At 58.9% G+C, this 15,922-nt stretch carries 15 protein-coding genes and 2 pseudogenes; 15 read left to right on the top strand and 2 right to left on the bottom strand.

The genetic code is table 11. The features are described 5' to 3' along the window. The first annotated feature begins 7 nt into the window (after positions 1-7). From JMY24_RS35880 to JMY24_RS35870, 3 genes are read left to right on the top strand one after another with little or no spacing between them, the layout of a single operon-like run. On the top strand, positions 8-334 hold the full coding sequence (locus JMY24_RS35880; protein WP_128598474.1) for a (2Fe-2S) ferredoxin domain-containing protein: 327 nt from the start codon (positions 8-10) through the stop codon (positions 332-334). Further along, on the top strand, positions 331-810 hold the full coding sequence (locus JMY24_RS35875; RefSeq protein WP_128598473.1) for a hypothetical protein: 480 nt from the start codon (positions 331-333) through the stop codon (positions 808-810). Before JMY24_RS35880 ends, JMY24_RS35875 begins: the two co-directional genes overlap by 4 nt. Before the next feature lie 11 nt (positions 811-821). Continuing rightward, a complete protein-coding gene (locus tag JMY24_RS35870) occupies positions 822-1,559 on the top strand; it encodes an IclR family transcriptional regulator (RefSeq protein ID WP_128598472.1) in 738 nt (245 codons plus the stop codon). A gap of 529 nt (positions 1,560-2,088) precedes the next feature. Here JMY24_RS35870 and nifA read toward each other — a convergent pair. Beyond that, on the bottom strand, positions 2,089-3,855 hold the full coding sequence (gene nifA, locus JMY24_RS35865) for a nif-specific transcriptional activator NifA (RefSeq protein ID WP_201703893.1): 1,767 nt from the start codon (positions 3,853-3,855) through the stop codon (positions 2,089-2,091). Positions 3,856-4,323: 468 nt separating this feature from the next. On the opposite strand from nifA, the gene JMY24_RS39795 reads away from it, so the two are divergent. The 3 genes from JMY24_RS39795 (at position 4,324) to JMY24_RS35850 (ending at position 7,026) form a co-directional block, all read left to right on the top strand. Next, entirely contained in the window at positions 4,324-4,608 is a 285-nt protein-coding gene (locus JMY24_RS39795) for a group II intron maturase-specific domain-containing protein (RefSeq protein WP_413231302.1), read from the top strand. Positions 4,609-5,271: 663 nt separating this feature from the next. Then, on the top strand, positions 5,272-6,594 hold the full coding sequence (gene ltrA, locus JMY24_RS35855) for a group II intron reverse transcriptase/maturase (RefSeq protein WP_236597709.1): 1,323 nt from the start codon (positions 5,272-5,274) through the stop codon (positions 6,592-6,594). Positions 6,595-6,798: 204 nt separating this feature from the next. Beyond that, complete coding sequence (locus tag JMY24_RS35850) at positions 6,799-7,026, top strand: hypothetical protein (RefSeq protein ID WP_128598550.1); 228 nt, start codon at positions 6,799-6,801, stop codon at positions 7,024-7,026. 788 nt (positions 7,027-7,814) lie between these two features. On the opposite strand, the gene JMY24_RS35845 is transcribed toward JMY24_RS35850, so the two are convergent. After that, on the bottom strand, positions 7,815-8,762 hold the full coding sequence (locus JMY24_RS35845; protein ID WP_128598551.1) for a LysR family transcriptional regulator: 948 nt from the start codon (positions 8,760-8,762) through the stop codon (positions 7,815-7,817). A gap of 385 nt (positions 8,763-9,147) precedes the next feature. On the opposite strand from JMY24_RS35845, the gene JMY24_RS35840 reads away from it, so the two are divergent. From JMY24_RS35840 to JMY24_RS35800, 9 genes and pseudogenes are all read left to right on the top strand, one after another. Then, entirely contained in the window at positions 9,148-9,795 is a 648-nt protein-coding gene (locus JMY24_RS35840) for a response regulator (RefSeq protein WP_128598552.1), read from the top strand. A 35-nt stretch (positions 9,796-9,830) separates the two neighbouring features. Next, complete coding sequence (locus JMY24_RS35835; RefSeq protein WP_128598553.1) at positions 9,831-10,424, top strand: NodA family N-acyltransferase; 594 nt, start codon at positions 9,831-9,833, stop codon at positions 10,422-10,424. Then, positions 10,421-11,113 (top strand): chitooligosaccharide deacetylase NodB, encoded by a 693-nt coding sequence (gene nodB, locus JMY24_RS35830; protein WP_128598554.1) that lies wholly within the window; start codon positions 10,421-10,423, stop codon positions 11,111-11,113. The genes JMY24_RS35835 and nodB overlap by 4 nt, the downstream gene beginning before the upstream one ends. A 20-nt stretch (positions 11,114-11,133) precedes the next feature. Beyond that, complete coding sequence (locus JMY24_RS35825; RefSeq protein WP_236597716.1) at positions 11,134-11,739, top strand: glycosyltransferase; 606 nt, start codon at positions 11,134-11,136, stop codon at positions 11,737-11,739. A gap of 45 nt (positions 11,740-11,784) precedes the next feature. Further along, complete coding sequence (locus JMY24_RS35820; protein WP_328809331.1) at positions 11,785-12,339, top strand: type I glutamate--ammonia ligase; 555 nt, start codon at positions 11,785-11,787, stop codon at positions 12,337-12,339. Between the two features lie 661 nt (positions 12,340-13,000). Then, positions 13,001-14,137 carry a homocitrate synthase gene (gene nifV / locus JMY24_RS35815; RefSeq protein WP_128598555.1) on the top strand — a complete coding sequence of 379 codons (1,137 nt, stop codon included), beginning with the start codon at positions 13,001-13,003 and terminating at the stop codon, positions 14,135-14,137. Between the two features lie 42 nt (positions 14,138-14,179). Beyond that, a pseudogene (locus JMY24_RS35810) lies at positions 14,180-14,410 on the top strand (nitrogenase-stabilizing/protective protein NifW); the annotation flags it as partial. 120 nt (positions 14,411-14,530) lie between these two features. After that, positions 14,531-14,629 (top strand): annotated as a pseudogene (locus JMY24_RS35805) (nitrogen fixation protein FixA); the annotation flags it as partial. A 681-nt stretch (positions 14,630-15,310) separates the two neighbouring features. After that, entirely contained in the window at positions 15,311-15,796 is a 486-nt protein-coding gene (locus JMY24_RS35800) for a hypothetical protein (protein WP_128598556.1), read from the top strand. Positions 15,797-15,922: the final 126 nt, after the last annotated feature.

The raw sequence follows: 15,922 nt of genomic DNA, 5'->3' as shown, positions 1-15,922 counted from the left end.
CATCGTCATGGCAAGACTAGAACGACATGTGTTTGCTTGCACCCAGAACCGGTCGCCGCAGCATCCGCGCGGCGCCTGCGCAGGCGGCAAGGGCTCGCCCGCGCTGCTGAAGGCATGCTGGGCGGACCAGCAGAAACGCCAGGCGCCCGATACCGTCGCGATCACGTATTCAGGCTGTCTCGGCCCGTGCGATCAGGGCGCGAACGTGCTCATCTATCCCGACGCGGTGCTATACAGCGGCGTGACGATGGCCGACGTGGAGAAAATCTTCACGCGTCAACTCGAAGGCGGCGAACCGGTGCAGCGCCTCATCGTCGCGGAGACGGTGTGGTGAACCTGCTGACCGGGGTCGAGTCGAACGAACTGTTCGGAGGCGAGGTGTCGGCCGCCGTGCGGCGTCTCATCGAAGGCCTGCATGGCGCGCCGGCCGAGCAGATCGTCGCAGTCCTGTGGAGCGTCACGCTGACCTCTCCGCAAAGCCTTGCCGCCTACTATCTGCTCTACAAGTTCCATGCCGGACGCCGCGAGTTCGATGAGGCAGAGCACGCGGCCCATCTGGGACTAAAAGCAGCTGCGCATGCCGCCGGATTGAATGAGGACTGGCAGATAGTACAAGCCGGCGATGCGAACTTCCACGCGCCCGGTCCCGCCCGCTTCTGGCTGTTCACGCTAAAGGCGCTCGCCTTCATCGGCCTGCGGCGCGGCGAACGCGAAACCGCCACACAGTTGATCACACAACTACGGCAGCTCGATCCGGCAGATCACCTCGGCTTCGGCGTAGTGGAAGCGTTGCTGCAACGGTCCGGCTGAGGAGAGGCACGATGTCCAAACCGCCCGCCATCGCATCGTTGGCCGACGACAATCTGGCAGCCGGAGGCGTGGCAGCAGTCGACCGTGCGCTGACCCTGCTGGCTGCCTTCGGCAACGGCACGCCCGTGCTGTCATTGAGCGCGCTCGCGGAACGGACGCGCCTGTACAAGAGCACCGTGCTGCGCCTGCTCGCGTCGCTGGAACATGCGCATCTCGTGGTGCGCCGCGCCGATGGCTGCTACGTGTTGGGGTCCGGCGTCGCAAGGCTGCATGCCATCTATGCTCAATCGTCCTCCAGCGAGTCGCTGGTGATGCCCGTGCTGCAGGAACTGGTGGCCGCAACCCGTGAGAGCGCCGCGTTTCACGTACGTCAAGGTGCGCAACGGCTATGCCTGTATCGCGTCGACTCGCCACAGCCTGTGCGGGACCACATCCGCGCGGGCGAGCTACTGCCGCTGGATCGTGGCACTGGAGGCCGGGTGTTGCAAGCCTACTGCCACGAGGGCGACGAGGCACTCGGTCAACACATCCGCCGCCAGCAGGTCATCGCGCTAGCAGGAGACCGCGATCCTCAATTGGCAGGCATCGCCGCGCCGGTGTTCGGCCCGTCCGGGCAACTCGCCGGTGTCGTTACGCTGACCATGCCCCGCGAGAGACTGGCCCCCGCTTGGGCGGAGATAGTGAGGAATTCTGGGCGAATTCTCACACGATACCTTGGCGGAATCGAGCCGGGCCGGGCAGACGGGTAGTGATGCGTGAGGAACGAACTCGGGTTGTTACTTGCTTTTACTGAATGTCTTAATGTTGGCCATTGCGGCCAGCCGCGGTCGATCCCAACTTCGACTCAACGAATGTAGTACATGGACACCTTCAGTATGCCAATTTTCAATCGGTGATGATGGGTAGGTAGATTGCAACCGTGCATTGGGTACTTTTAATGTGGCTGTGCCGCTGTGCCTGACGGGGTTCGCTGATCGGTTCCCCGTCGCTTTCGCGCACTCGACGGTGCTCGGACCGGACATTGCCGGGCCATGTCGAGCGCGACACGGTCGGCGAACCGGCGATGACAGCGCCGCGTGCGCACCGCCTTAGTGGAGATACCGACCGCCCTGAGGTCGGCCGGGCTGTTCTCGACGATTACCGAATTGGCGCCGACGCGGGGCCACTTCCGATCGTGATCATGTCATGGTCCGCGCCAAACCCCGGCTTGACTTCTCTGAGCTATTCGCATCAGTCGCGATGTCGCGGCCCCGACACGCCGCAAGTCAGACAGTGCTTTCAGAAACGCTTGATCTCGACACTGTATTTCCTCAGCGCGTAGCCAATCTGGCGCGGCGTCAGTCCAAGCAGTCGCGCCGCCCTTGCCTGCACCCACCCGGACCTTTCCATGGCGGCGATCAGACGCTCGCGGTCGGAAATCTTCGCACCGCTTCCGAAGGCTGCGCCGCCGGGCGCGAGCGAGGCCTGTTTGCTGCCGACAGGCGGGACCGCAACTGCGCCAGACATAGCAGCCTCGGCCTGAGGCGTACCCGGTTTCGCTTGCACCGGTACGATTGGCCCAGGCTGCAGCGCCATCTCGTCCGGTCTGCTCTTCCATAGCATCGCGGAAAGGCACTGGCCTTGGGAGCAGGCAAAGTCACTTGTCGTGATCGATAGTCCGGGCGCCATGGTCGCAGTCCGCTGCACGCAATTCTCGAGCTCACGGACATTGCCGGGAAATCCGCAGTTCATCAATACTTCAATCGCGCTCGCATCGAAGGTCAGCGTACGGCCGTTCTCGCTGTTGAAGTTCTTGAGAAACTTCACGGCGAGCAGCGGGATATCACTGCGCCTTTCGCGCAACGGCGGCAGCAGCAAGGGAACCACGCTGATGCGATAATAAAGGTCGGCGCGGAACTCGTTCCTTGCCACCGCGTCTTCCAGGTTCTTATTCGTGGCGGCAACCACGCGAACATCGACCTTAATGGTCTGGTTGCTGCCGACGCGCTCGAATTCTTGCTCCTGCAGGACGCGCAGCAGCTTTGCCTGGAACGAGGCCGAGATCTCGCCGATTTCGTCAAGAAACAGCGTCCCCTTGTCGGCGAGCTCGAAGCGCCCCTTGCGCGAATTGAAGGCGCTGGTAAAGGCACCCTTCTCATGACCGAACAATTCGGATTCCAGCACCGTCTCAGGGAGCGCCGCGCAATTGAGCTTGATGAAGGGCCGCTTGGCTCGCGGCGACAGCTCGTGAAGGGCCTTGGCGACCAGCTCCTTCCCGGTACCGGATTCGCCGCGCAACAGAACTGTGCTGTTCGATTTGGCTACCACCGCGATCTTCTCGAGCAGGCCGCGCAGCGCCGGGCTGTCGCCAATGATCCCCTCGACCTGAGACTTCTTACGGCCCTGCGCAGGGTAGTTGAGCTCGGACAATTGTTTTTGCAGCCCGTCCCTCCCCTCCATCAGTCGCTCGCGGTCGCTTTTGAGTAAGCGATGCAGCTTCACCGTCTGGCCCATCAGGTTGGCGACCATGGTGAGCAGCCGCACGTCGCAATCGAGCCGGAAGTTCGACCCATTGCCCACGACGCGGTCGATGGTCAGCGTCCCCACGACCTTCGCGTCGATGCGAATAGGGACACCGATGAACGACACTCGCATGTCGTCGGAAGCACCGAGCACGCCCATGTCGGCGGCACTGAAGCCCGAATGCACCGCCACGTTCTCGGCGACGAGCGGGCTGTCCGTCGCCATGATCTGGTCAATGGCCTTCTGCGGCAGGCGCATCCGGTAGCGCTCATCGGTGCCTTCGCTCCAGCCGGCGCCAACGGTAACGTCCGGTACGCCATCATCGTCGAAGAGAGAGACGATACCGAGCCGCATCTGCACAAACGATTGCAGGAGATCGACGACGCTGGCCAGCATGACTTCGAGCCCGCAGGGGCCGGTAAGCACCTTCGATATTTCCAAGATGCCGGTAAGCGCGCTCTCGTACCATTGCACAATAGGGATCGCGTGGCCCGTCTCGGACTTTGAGCTAGGTCTTTCGCGTGTGGAAGCGATATGCAGCATAACAACGTCTCCGTTGTTGTGACCATCCTGCCTGTCACTGTGTTCGGATTTACGAGTATTGTGTTGCATTATCATCCTCGATTTCGCGCCCCATTTCATGGGCTGACTTCAAGAGATAACGCCTTTTCATGGCAGGACCGTGAAACTGTAGTGCATTGATTTACTTATTTTCTCCTTTTGCGATCTCGCCGCGCGTATTCCGCCGGGAACGCGAGTTCCATTGACCTGGCTCAAATCAACTACGATTTGTCTACTCCAGGTGCAGCCGATTACCGGTCTCGTCCATCATTGATTGCTACCTCACTCTGGTGAGCTATGCCGATGACTTCGCGATCACCGGTTACTCGAAAGAGGTGCTGGAAGACGAGGTCGAGCCACTGGCCGGGGTCTTTCTGCAGGAGCGCGGACTGACGCTCTCCCCCGGAAGAGAACAGGATCGCGCACATCTCGCCAGGGTTCGACTTCCTCGTGCAGAACGTCCGAAATTATCCGAACGCCAAGCATCAAGCCATAAAAAAAGAATGTTCAGACCTTTCTGCCCAAAGGGCGCGCAGTCATCAACGACAATGCATCGGCCAAACAGCTCAATCTCACCGGCCTGCTCAACCCGATCATCGATGTCTGGTCGACTATCATCGATACGTGGCCTGGAAAGAAGTCTACACCGCAGTCGACACTGCCATCTGGCAGGCATTGTGGAAGTGGTGCTGCCGGCGGCATCCGTGCAAGGGGGCACGATGGATCAAAGCGTGAAGCATTCGTCGTGCGGACGGAGGATCGACTGCGCGGGCCAATCTCGTCATGGTCCGTCATGTCTGCTACCAACGGATCCATAGTTGTGGTCTAACAGCGAGGAAACCGCCTCCCATTCGGGGGCTTTGAAAGGCTCGATCTGTGTATTAAAGGTACATGCACGGTTGTGCGTCCAGCTAAGGCTGGCATGTTCAGCAGGAGTCAGTCCTGCCGGAGTAGGAGTCAGAGGCCCCGTAGCTAGGATAGCAGGGTGGCGGGAAACCAAGACTCTGAAGCCTATCGACAGGCATTTCCTTGGGGAATGCGCGAGTCATCGGGTCGTAACAAAAGTGAACGTAGATGTGGCCTCGAAAATGAAAAGCTCCGAGGGCCGAGCCCACAACCGTGAGGGTGAAGGCAGCATGGGTAGCCGAATTCTGACCGATACGGCTATTCCACTTCGGCGGGGTGGAAGCGACGGCACGATGACAAGGACATGCTGAGCAACTGGAGAAGCCCTCCTCGCCCCTGCGCGAAATCGCCGGAGCAAGGTAGGTTCTATAACCGGCGAACCCGGGAAGTGAACCGAAGGCGAGAGGGTGGCGGATGGGCTCGTAGTCGCTGTGAAGCCGGGTAACGCTGGTGGAGCGAAGGGGCCCTGCTGTTTGTAACTTCCTCGACAACATGGGAGGCAAGGACGAGATGACAAAGGCGTCCAGCAGTTTGCAGGACCTGAGGCGAGGAATATACGTCAAGGCGAAGGCTGAACCGTCCTGGCGTTTCTGGGGTTTGTACGTCCATGTCTGCAAGATGGAAACGCTGCGCGAAGCGTATGCGCTGGCCAGAAAGAACAACGGCGCACCGGGTATCGACGGGGTGACGTTCGAGGTCATCGACGCGCAAGGCGTGGAGGCGTTCCTTGAGCGGAGACGGGACGAACTGATCGGGCGTGCCTACGTACCGCTACGATCGCGGCGGCAGGAAATACCGAAGGACGGGGGCAAGGTCCGTGTTCTTTCGATTCCGGCTATCCGCGACCGGGTGGTTCAGGGTGCGCTCAAGCTCATATTGGAGCCGATCTTCGAGGCAGACTTCCAACCGGGGTCGTACGGATATCGTCCCAAGCGTACCGCGCATGAAGCGGTGCATCGGGTGGCGACGGCGATTGTTCAGTGCAAGACCCGCGTCATAGACCTTGATTTGCGCGCCTACTTTGACACAGTTCGGCATCATCTACTGCTTGAAAAAGTGGCGCGTCGGATCAAGGACGACGACGTAATGCATCTGCTGAAGCTGATGCTGACGGCGTCGGGCAAACAAGGCGTTCCGCAAGGCGGGGTGATTTCACCGTTGCTCAGTAACATCTATCTCACTGAGGTAGACCGTATGCTGGAGCGGGCGAAAGAAGCCACGCGCCACGGGAAGTACACCTACGTCGAGTATGCCCGATTCGCTGACGATCTGGTGGTGCTGATCGATGCCCATCCGCGCCATGCGTGGCTGCTGAGGGCGGTGACCACGCGACTTCGGGAAGCGTTTGCCAAACTGCAGGTTGAGGTCAATGAAGAGAAGAGCCGCACCGTTAATCTGGACCGCTCAGAGAGCTTCGGCTTTCTGGGATTCGACTTCCGTCGACTCCGCAGCGTACAGAGGCAGGTGTGGCGGGCGCACTATACGCCAAAGCTGAAGAAGCGCACGGCGTTATTGCGCAAGCTCAAAGAGGTGTTTCGGCGATACCAGTCGCAGCCGGTAGATCGGGTGGTAGAACTGATCAATCCGGTGCTACGCGGTTGGGTGAATTACTTCGCCGTTGGACATTCCAGCGAGTGCTTCAGCTTCATCAAAGACTGGGTAGAAAAGAAGATCAGGCGCCACATGGGGCGCTCCCGGAATCGACGCGGCTTCGGCTGGAAGCGGTGGAGTAGGCGTTGGCTGTATGAGGAACTGAAGCTGTTCAACGGCTATCGTGTTCGTCGTGCTGCCGCACCGAAAGCGCGCCCAGCATGATAGGTCCCATAAATCTTGACATGAAGCAAACAGGAGAGCGTAGTGCCGGAAATCGGCCCGCTGCGTTCGACGTGGCGGGAGCTGGAAACGTGACCATGGTTGCCGGATTGCGGGCCATCGCGAAAGCGGTGGAATCACCACCGGCGCCTACCGGTGCGCGCGCCAGTTCTCGACCCTACCTGAGCGGGGCGCTATGCAACAAATATGTCGCGGCTATCCGACATGGCGTCAAGCGGTCACGCGACCACGGCGAAACAAGGACTGATCGTCGGCGCACGGGCGTTGGCAGGCAACCCATACGACGGCCACACGCTGGCCGAGCAACTCGAACAGAGCTCCATTCTGTCGCAGTATCTGCCGGGTACGCCGCAACCGAAGGCCGTGCTGGTCGATCTCGGGTTCGGGACGTCAATGCCAAGGTGTCATCAGTAAAACTGATTCATCCCGCAAACGCAAGACCCTGACCAGCACGCAGCGACGTTGGCTCAAGCGACGGCACGCGATCGAACCGATCATCGGGCATGTGAAGGACGACCGCGGCATGCGGCGTCGTTGGTTCAAAGGGCAAACCGGCGATGCGGAGCCTGTCAGAATTTTAGTGTGCCGAGGTTACAACCCGCGCGGGTTGCTGCCCACCATCGTCCGTCTGAGCCTGGGGCCTGATGTTTTATCCTCGCGGTGCTGCATGGGCTCGCCAATGTCACGCTGCAGCCGAGCGCTTGCTCGGCACAACCGCTTTCGATGATCTGATTCCTGTTCGCCGACAGGTAACGAGCCAAGCCACGGGTGCGCCTCGCAAACTGAATTCTTCAGGATCGACTGTCTACCCGCACTATGTCTTTGATTCGTGGATAGAGCGATGGCGGCGTCGCCGCGCGCAGCAGGGGCCCGGCTTGAGGTGGAGATACTGCCGCACATCAGCGCTCCTCGAGAGTTATGGGGCCGAACTCCTGCAAGGCACCTCGTAGCGCATGGCTTTGCACGTGCGTACATTCGATAAAGAGACTGCGTCGCAAGGAGGGGTTGCGTTGCGACCAGAAACTCAAATTAAAGGCACCATCAAATTGACACACAGCTCGCCGGTCGCGCCGAACCTGCTCGATCAGGTGTTTGCCGTCACTGCGGCGAATCAGGCCTGGCGTGGCGACATGGATATGGCCACAAAACCCTCGAAACCCCAAAAATCCATTCCGCAAAACCTGCTGAAGGATCCCAATTTCCTAATTTGGGTGGGTTGGTTTTCGCGTGGTCTCACGCGGAGCAACCATGCATGACGCCTCATGCAATATTATCTCCCGCATCCAGTTGCTTGCCGGATCACTGCTGTGAAGGGCAGACCATTGGACGGCCTCAGTGAATGCGGGAAGTGGCAGCGGAAGTTCGACCATCCGCAGAGGCATCGTCTTTTCGAAATGCTTGACCAGCCTTAAAGGCATCGTCCCTATACGGTCAGTGTTTAATAGCATAGGAGGGATCATACTGAAGCTCGGCACGATGACCTCGTTCCGTTTCTTGAGACCGTGCTCAAGCAAAAACCACTCCTCGATGGAGGGCCGCCGCGTACGTCCGAACCTCACCGAAACGTGCCCCATCGACATGTATCTCTCGAATGTAAGCTGCCCTGATAGCTGCTTGTTCGTGCGGCAGCCTATGCACACGAGTGTCTCCTCGAACAGCTTCGCCTTAGGATGCACGCTCGACATAAACAGTTCCGGCAAGATAAGAAAATCGGCTTCGCCGCGCCGGAGAACCTCATCGGGGTCGTCGGCAAGTGGTAGCAATTCGAAGCCGACGGCGGGAGCTTCCCGTGCAATACGCTCCACGATCTTTCGAAAAAATACGAGTGCCATGAAATCGGAAAGGATGATCCTGAAGCAGCGATCCGATTTGGCCGGGTTGAAGACGTCCCGGGAAATAACGGAGAGCTGGATGTGCACCAGAGCCTCGCGGATCGGAGCGGCGAGCCCTTCAGCACGCGGTGTTGGGACAAGTTCCCGGCCCCTCATCGTAAATAGTTCATCGCAGAAATAGGTGCGTAGCCGGGCGACGGCCGCGCTCATGGCCGGCTGGCTCAGGTTGATGCTGCGTGCCGCCGCGGTGAGGTTACGCTCGGTCATCAGAGCATCGAGCGCGACGAGGAGATTTAGATCGAGGCCCTTGAAACGCATGATTCCACCTTATCCGTAGTGTGGATGTGTTCCATCAATACAATCGATTTTACGAATTGTACAGCATGGAGCATAGTGTTCCTGGTACTGAGCGAAGCCTAGGAATGACGTTGCAGCAGTTGTCGATCAATCACACGCATCGGGACACGCGCACGCGAGCGCGGCCCTGACGCTGCTCGGACACAGGATCAAGCGCAACTTCACTGCCGAGCAACTCGACGTGCGCGGGCAGTCGGTCTGTGACTGGCTCACGCATGGCGCAACAGCTAATGCACCACTGGCGACGCTTCATCACCTGCACGAAGGAAACGCCGATGCCGAACTCGCTGAACGTTCTCGGCAGATACGGCACCAAATTTCAAGTCAATTTCTCGTGGACGCTCTCATGAATACCGTAGCAATACGTCGGGCCGGAGAAATAGAATTTAGGCATATCAAGATGGTTGTCGATCTTTGCCCTGACTTCGAGAAAAATCCTCAGGTGTACGTCGAGCATCCACCGAGGCACATGCCCAATGCGGCCACGGCCTACGGCGGCATGGGCGAGCTGCATCGCGCCGACACGACGCGACAAGCGTCTGGCAGGTCGCGTAGGCGCTTACTACAGGCAAACCTTCGCAAAGTTCTCCAAAGCCTTTCTATATCGGCCGCTTATCTTCGTACAGTTGAGGCAACCCTCGACTTCGCCTTGGCTTCGCGACGAATCGGGAGCAGCCGATTGCAGGTGCCAAATGCTTCAGCGACCCGGCCAAATGGATCTCGTCTCAATCGCGGTCAGATCGTGCGGAAGATGCGGGGGGAGTCTTTGGTAGATCTGGTACGAAAGGCACGCGCACTCGATGTACTCTCCATCGTCGATGAGGTTCGATCGGTCCGTGAAGCGTTGACGGAAATGCTCTTTTCTTCGGGCTTCATCCCAGAACTGTTCCAGAGTGCAGATGATTTCTTGAAATCGAACCGCTTTCCCAGCAAGTCCTTCGCGCGCGTCAGGTCCACCCTCAAAGGCCGGACGGCGCATAGGAGGCAGTCGTGAATTTGGCCGTGTCCACAGCTAGAGGACCTCTCTCCATGCGCTCTCAGGTGCGGTGGAGGCTGGTTTGGGAAAATGAGTTGCAACTCGCCGACCACATCGAACTGTCCGAGTTCTTCCGAAAGACCTACGGGCCGACCGGGGCGTTTAATGCAAAACCATTCGAAGGCAATCACAGTTGGGCTGGTGCGAGGCCAGAGTTCCGTGCAATCGGCTACGACGCGCGCGGCGTAGCGGCTCATATCGGCGCACTGCGTCGTTTCATCAAGGTTGGCGCAGTCGATCTACTAGTGGCCGAACTAGGATTGTACGCGGTACGTCCGGATCTTGAGGGACTCGGAATCCCTCATTTAATGCGCGTGATGTATCCCGTGTTGCAGGAACTTGACGTTCCATTCGGCTTCGGCACGGTTCGACACGCGTTGCGGCAACATATTGCAAGGCTGCTCGGCCGCCCCGGTCTGGCGACTATTGTGTCTGGAGTTCGCGTGAGGTCGACCCTTCGAGAAGTGCATCTCGACACGCCGCCCACGCGCATCGAGGACGTACTCATTGTCGTCTTACCGATTGGACGGTCAATGAGCGATTGGCCGACCGGAACGATAATTGACCGGAACGGGCCAGAGCTGTGAGGCACTGCTTATCGGAAGCGCTCAGCGAGTGCGCTGACACCACCGGACGTCGCAGCGTTTATTTGACGTTTGACGACGGCCCTAATCCGCTTTGCACACCGGACGTCCTCGATGTGCTGGCGGAACACCGGGTGCCAGCAACGTTCTGCGTCATCGGTGCGTACGTAGAGGACCAGCCGAAGCTAATCCGACGAATGATCGCAGAAGGGCACGAGGTCGCAAACCACACGATGACTCATCCGGACCTGTCCAGATGCGAACCCACCGAAGTACAACAGGAAATACTAACGGCAAGCAGGGTCATCAGGATGGCGAGCCCCCAGGCTTCGCTGCGGTATATGCGTGCCCCGTATGGCACGTGGACCCAAGCAGTGCTCACTACGTCAGCGAGCGCTGATCTGGCGCCCCTCCACTGGTCGGTAGACCCGCGAGACTGGTCTCGTCCCGGCGTGGACGCGATTGTCAGCGCAGTGCTGGCCTCTGTCCGGCCGGGTGCAATTGTGCTCTTGCACGACGGATGCCCTCCCGATGAGTTGGGAGGATGCACTCACGCTGCTCTGCGCGAGCAGACCCTCACGGCGCTGTCCCTCATGATTCCAGCATTGCATGACCGAGGGTTTGCAATCCGATCGCTTCCTCAACCTCACCGGACGAATCAGACACCCTATGAACGTGCTTGCCGCAACTAGCACTGTCGCTGTCTCGTTTTATGCGCTGCTCTCGACTGTCTATAAATGCACTCAGGCGCTTATGCCCAGCCGACAAACATGTCATCGCTGTCGGCCGGATTGGTCGACTCCGACACTCTGCCGGGCGTGGATGTCATTATTCCCCCCGCTTCAATGAGGACCCCGGGAAGCTCTCCGCATGCCTGGAGTCCATCGCAACCCAGGACTGCGCCGGAGAACTGCGGGTCTATATGGTTGATGATGGTTCTGCGAATCTCGACGCCGTGATGCCGGTATACGATGCCTACACACGCGACCCGAGATTCAACTTCATTACGCTTCCCCAAAATATGAGAAAGCGAAAGGCACAGATCGCCGCGATACGCTCTTCATCCGGGGAACTGGTACTCAATGTCGACTCGGACACGACGCTGGCGCCCGATGTGGTCAAGAAGCTCGTATTGACAATGCGAGACACGAAGATAGGCGCCGCCATGGGGCAGTTGACGGCCAGCAACCGGAGCGACACTTGGCTGATCCGCCTGATCGATATGGAGTACTGGTTGGCTTGCAACGAAGAACGCGCGGCACAGGCTCGCTTCGGCGCTGTTATGTGTTGCGGTTCTTTGACGTTGGTGGTGGTATGAGACGGCGTTTGTAGCGACGAGTGATCGGCACGCCACTTATCTTAGATGCTGTGGGACGGCCGTGTCAGTCGCATGTATTTTGCGTGCTCCTTTGGAGAAGGGCGGCAAAGCGTTTGCACCGCATCCGCATATAAACGTCTCAATCTGATGCACCTTAACCTTGGGGGACTGCTGAAATATTCAAAGAACATCACTCTCTTTCTGGTGCCCCACATCAACTCCTACAAGCGATTCCAGCTCGGTACGCTCATGCCGACCAAGGTCGCAGGGAGCCAAGACAATCGGACAGTCGGTTTCGGCCTTTGCGGCGAAGGCTCGGACGCCGTCCGCGTGAAGTGCCGCATCTGCGGTGCGGATCTGAATCCGTATATCGCTTTTGTGGCGCTAGTTGCAGCGGGTCTTGCGGGCATCGACGCGAACTGGTATCGCAGACCCGATTGTCGGCGACGCTTATCGGGATGCGAGCTACCGGAAATTCCGAAAACGCTGCGGGACTCCAGCGACATCAGTTCGAATTCGACAGGGGCTGGGCGAGGTGTTGGGGAACGAGGTCGTCGATCACTACGTGCACGCCGCCCGATGGGAGCAGTTCGAATATGATCGGCGGGTCACGGATTGGAAGTTGGTCAGGGGATTCGAGAGACGTTGCCTCGCCACGGCGCTGTCACGTTAAATTGCTCGCGACGCGATAGTGGTGCCCTTCTGCGCAGAAAGCTGCCAAGAACAATTTTCAAACTGACTCATGAATCGCCGACATGTCCCTCCTGCACCTCGTCAGGACGGTGATGTTGTTGTAGTCGAATTTCCGGGAACAACCGTTTTGCAATTAATACAGAGTCTATATATCGTAGCATCCATCGGGGGCATCAGTTCCCCAAGCTGGCTGTGTCGCAACTCCACCTCGGCACATTGATGTGGTTCAGTCCTAGGAACCCTCAAGCGCGTCACCTTCTCCGGACGGAGGACGGTGTCCATTCCGTCGCGACCGGCTTACGTCAACATTGCTTTGTTTGACTAATTGTTTCGAGTATGCATCAAGCGAACAGTTCGTCATTCTGCCCGCTAGCGGACAGAACCGATCGAGCCAACTGCAGCGCGGCTGTATTGTCCGGAACGTAACATTCGCGACACGAACAATCGGATGATGCACCGCCATAACCCGACATTGGGCCGGTCAACATTCCGCAAATTGAACTCCGACTGTAGATGCTCGCTTGGCACAATGCTTGCGGTCCATCGGCGACAACTCAAGAGACCTGACATGCTCTATCCGATCATCAATGACACGACACTTCGCGACGGCGAGCAGACCGCTGGAGTCGCGTTTCGCACTGAGGAAAAATGCGCAATCGCCGCCGCACTGTCGCAAGCCGGCGTGGCCGAACTCGAAATCGGAATTCCTGCCATGGGCGAAGACGAAATGGCGTGCATCGCTGCAATCGTCGACCTGAACCTCGACGCCCGCCTGATGGTTTGGGGGCGACTCACCGACGAGGATCTCTCTGCGGCATTGCGCTGCGATGCCGATATCGTTCATCTCTCCGTTCCCGTTTCGGATATTCATTTGCAACACAAGCTGCGGAAGTCGCGCAGTTGGGTACTGGCGCAGATCGCGCGCGTCGTCGACGAGGCGGCGAAAAACCATCCCAGGATTTCCCTCGGCATGGAAGACGCCTCGCGGGCGGATCCCTCATTTCTCATAGAAGTGGCGCAATGCGCGCAGCAGCACGGCGCCCAGCGCGTCCGCTTTGCCGACACTGTCGGTATGCTGGACCCCTTTAAGACCTTCTACGCCATTGCAGCGCTCCGCGTTGCCGTCGATCTGGAAATCGAAATTCATGCGCACGACGACCTCGGGCTCGCCACAGCCAACACATTGGCCGCCCTTGGGGCCGGCGCGACCCATGCAAGCACCACCGTCAACGGGTTGGGTGAGCGCGCCGGCAATGCGGCGCTGGAAGAAGTCGTGATGGGCGCACGGCACCTGTTGCGACGAGACACCGGCGTCGACCCCAGAGCGCTGTCCGACATTTCGTCGCTGGTCGAACAAGCCTCAGGCCGCGCAGTTTCCTTCAACAAGAGCATCATCGGTAGGAGCATCTTTACCCACGAGTCTGGCATTCACACCGACGGCCTCGCAAAGCACCCCGCGACCTACGAGGGATTCGATCCGGCAGAACTCGGCCGGCAAAGGTCGACGATACTCGGGAAACATTCTGGATCTCAAAGTGTGCGTGAGGCCTACGACGCTCTAGGCGTGAGGGTGCCGGAGCGGCTCATCCCGCTGCTGCTTGCGCGCATCCGCTCCTTCGCCACGCAGCACAAGCAGGCGCCGAGTGCAGGCGATTTGCGTCGCTTCCTGACCCAAACGCGCAGCACGCGGTTGAAAGTGTCGTGAATGTGATCATGGCGGCCAGGCTTCTCGAATAGAAGTAACGACATGCAAGAAGTTATCGAACAACCGCGTCGTCTGTCGTCGACCGAGGATTGCCCGCGATTCTCCGACATCGCATTCGACGCGAAAGTGTTGAACGGAGCGACCTGCACCCTCAAGCGCTTCTTTCAGCAAGTTGACCAACAGAAAGAATTGTCGTGTAACAACGCAACGGCCGTGCTCGCCGTCTATCGATGCTTACTGCAGAAGTCCGACAACGACTTCGTTGCATCCGCGCGCGCGGAGCAGAAAGTCTTCAAGGTTTCTCAGGAAGCGGAGGGACAGCGTCTCGTGTCAGTTGGAGAACCTGTGCGGGTCGCTGCCGGCACGCGGCGGCGCCTGACTTTGAGTACCTCAATGCATATTGTCCTCTGCATTAAGAAGGTCCCAGGTTCCGCGCAAGTCCGGGTTCACCCTGTCACCAACACGATCATGCGCCAAGGTGTTTCGGCGATACAGTTCTTTACAAGACACCCTCATCTCGTCGCTCTGTTTCAGAACCTCTGCCGCGTGGACGTTGGGCGACGCACGTACCCATCAAAAAGCTATGAAGTCTGCACCAATGACTGTTCCGAAAAAACCGCACGTTCGTGTGCCCAGTTTCCTGTTATCGGGAGGAGAGCAAGGGCTCGGTCAAGCAAATTGCCGGCGGCTGCCTGGAATGCCGTAGTTGCCGCATTCTGTGTATCGTGCGCGTCATATCTGACGTCGTCGAGCGCTAGCCCGGGTTAAGGCGCGAGCTGCCCATGAACCATTCGACGCCAGTGAATGCCGCCGTTGCCGTGGCAAAGATATCCCTATTGAGTCAGCGTTGCCGGCAACGCCGCAGCAGCCCAACTGCGTTACCGGGTGGGAAGTCGATAATCACCATTATTTGGCCGCTTTCGTATGCAACATCAAACAAGCGTCACACGCGGTCGCGAACAGCGATTTGCGGATATTGTCTGGCTAGAGAACGTGATTTTCGGGTTAGTGGCCTGGCGGTGGAAACGCGGACCATCACAACCTCGAATGGGCGTATCTGCGCGGCGGGCATGGCATCCAGTTCAAGTCCGGGTAGACAAACACATCCATCGTCACATCGGCTTCCGCGCGCCGCAATAGCGGCCGGACGCCTCACCATGTCGGAGCAAATTGATGGATCTCATTATTGGTATCGAATCGACCGATCTGTTCGGCGACAAAGTCCCCGCCCCCGTGCTACAGCTGATCGAGAGAACCCGCGGCGGGAGCAATGACGATGTGGCCCGCGCGTTGTGGACTGCGGTCCTGTCGTACCCGCGCTGCCTGCCACCCTACTATCTGCTGTATAAGTTCCATGCGAACAGGGGCGAACTTGGCGAGGCGCAGGAGGTGGCGACCAAGGCTTTGGCGGTCGCCGCCCAGCAAGCGTCGCTCGACAGCGACTGGTGTGCGGTACAGCCGGGCGACACCGACTTCACCATTCCTGGTCCGGGCCGCTTCTGGCTCTTCACACTGAAGGCACTTGCCTTCCTTAGTGTGCGGGGCGGTGAGCGCGCCGTTGCATTGAAGCTGATCGCCAAGCTGCGCAGGCTTGACCCGAGCGATTGCATAGGCTTGGACGTCGTGGAAGCCTTGCTCGTTCAGTCCGCGTCCCGATAATCGCCGCCGGAAGATCGGTCGCGGTAGGGACGATGGTTACCCATCGCCCCCCGCACGGATCCGTACGTGCAGAATTACTGCATACGGCTCTTACCAAAGGTGTTGACGCGAAACCGCTCAGTCGGG

Origin of the sequence: Paraburkholderia kirstenboschensis (assembly GCF_904848585.1) — a bacterium.
GTDB lineage: Bacteria > Pseudomonadota > Gammaproteobacteria > Burkholderiales > Burkholderiaceae > Paraburkholderia > Paraburkholderia kirstenboschensis.
Note: the sequence above shows the minus strand (reverse complement) of the source record. Positions and strands in the feature narration are given on the sequence as shown.

Bases quoted from the DNA above. Each gene is read 5' to 3' on its own strand.
- nifA (WP_201703893.1), bottom strand. From the start codon at position 3,855: ATGCTGCATATCGCTTCCACACGCGAAAGACCTAGCTCAAAGTCCGAG.
- ltrA (WP_236597709.1), top strand. From the start codon at position 5,272: ATGGGAGGCAAGGACGAGATGACAAAGGCGTCCAGCAGTTTGCAGGAC.
- JMY24_RS35825 (WP_236597716.1), top strand. From the start codon at position 11,134: ATGCGCTGCTCTCGACTGTCTATAAATGCACTCAGGCGCTTATGCCCA.
- JMY24_RS35870 (WP_128598472.1), top strand. From the start codon at position 822: ATGTCCAAACCGCCCGCCATCGCATCGTTGGCCGACGACAATCTGGCA.
- JMY24_RS35850 (WP_128598550.1), top strand. From the start codon at position 6,799: ATGTCGCGGCTATCCGACATGGCGTCAAGCGGTCACGCGACCACGGCG.
- JMY24_RS35840 (WP_128598552.1), top strand. From the start codon at position 9,148: ATGAATACCGTAGCAATACGTCGGGCCGGAGAAATAGAATTTAGGCAT.
- JMY24_RS35835 (WP_128598553.1), top strand. From the start codon at position 9,831: ATGCGCTCTCAGGTGCGGTGGAGGCTGGTTTGGGAAAATGAGTTGCAA.
- JMY24_RS35845 (WP_128598551.1), bottom strand. From the start codon at position 8,762: ATGCGTTTCAAGGGCCTCGATCTAAATCTCCTCGTCGCGCTCGATGCT.
- JMY24_RS35800 (WP_128598556.1), top strand. From the start codon at position 15,311: ATGGATCTCATTATTGGTATCGAATCGACCGATCTGTTCGGCGACAAA.
- JMY24_RS35880 (WP_128598474.1), top strand. From the start codon at position 8: ATGGCAAGACTAGAACGACATGTGTTTGCTTGCACCCAGAACCGGTCG.
- nifV (WP_128598555.1), top strand. From the start codon at position 13,001: ATGCTCTATCCGATCATCAATGACACGACACTTCGCGACGGCGAGCAG.
- JMY24_RS35820 (WP_328809331.1), top strand. From the start codon at position 11,785: ATGCTGTGGGACGGCCGTGTCAGTCGCATGTATTTTGCGTGCTCCTTT.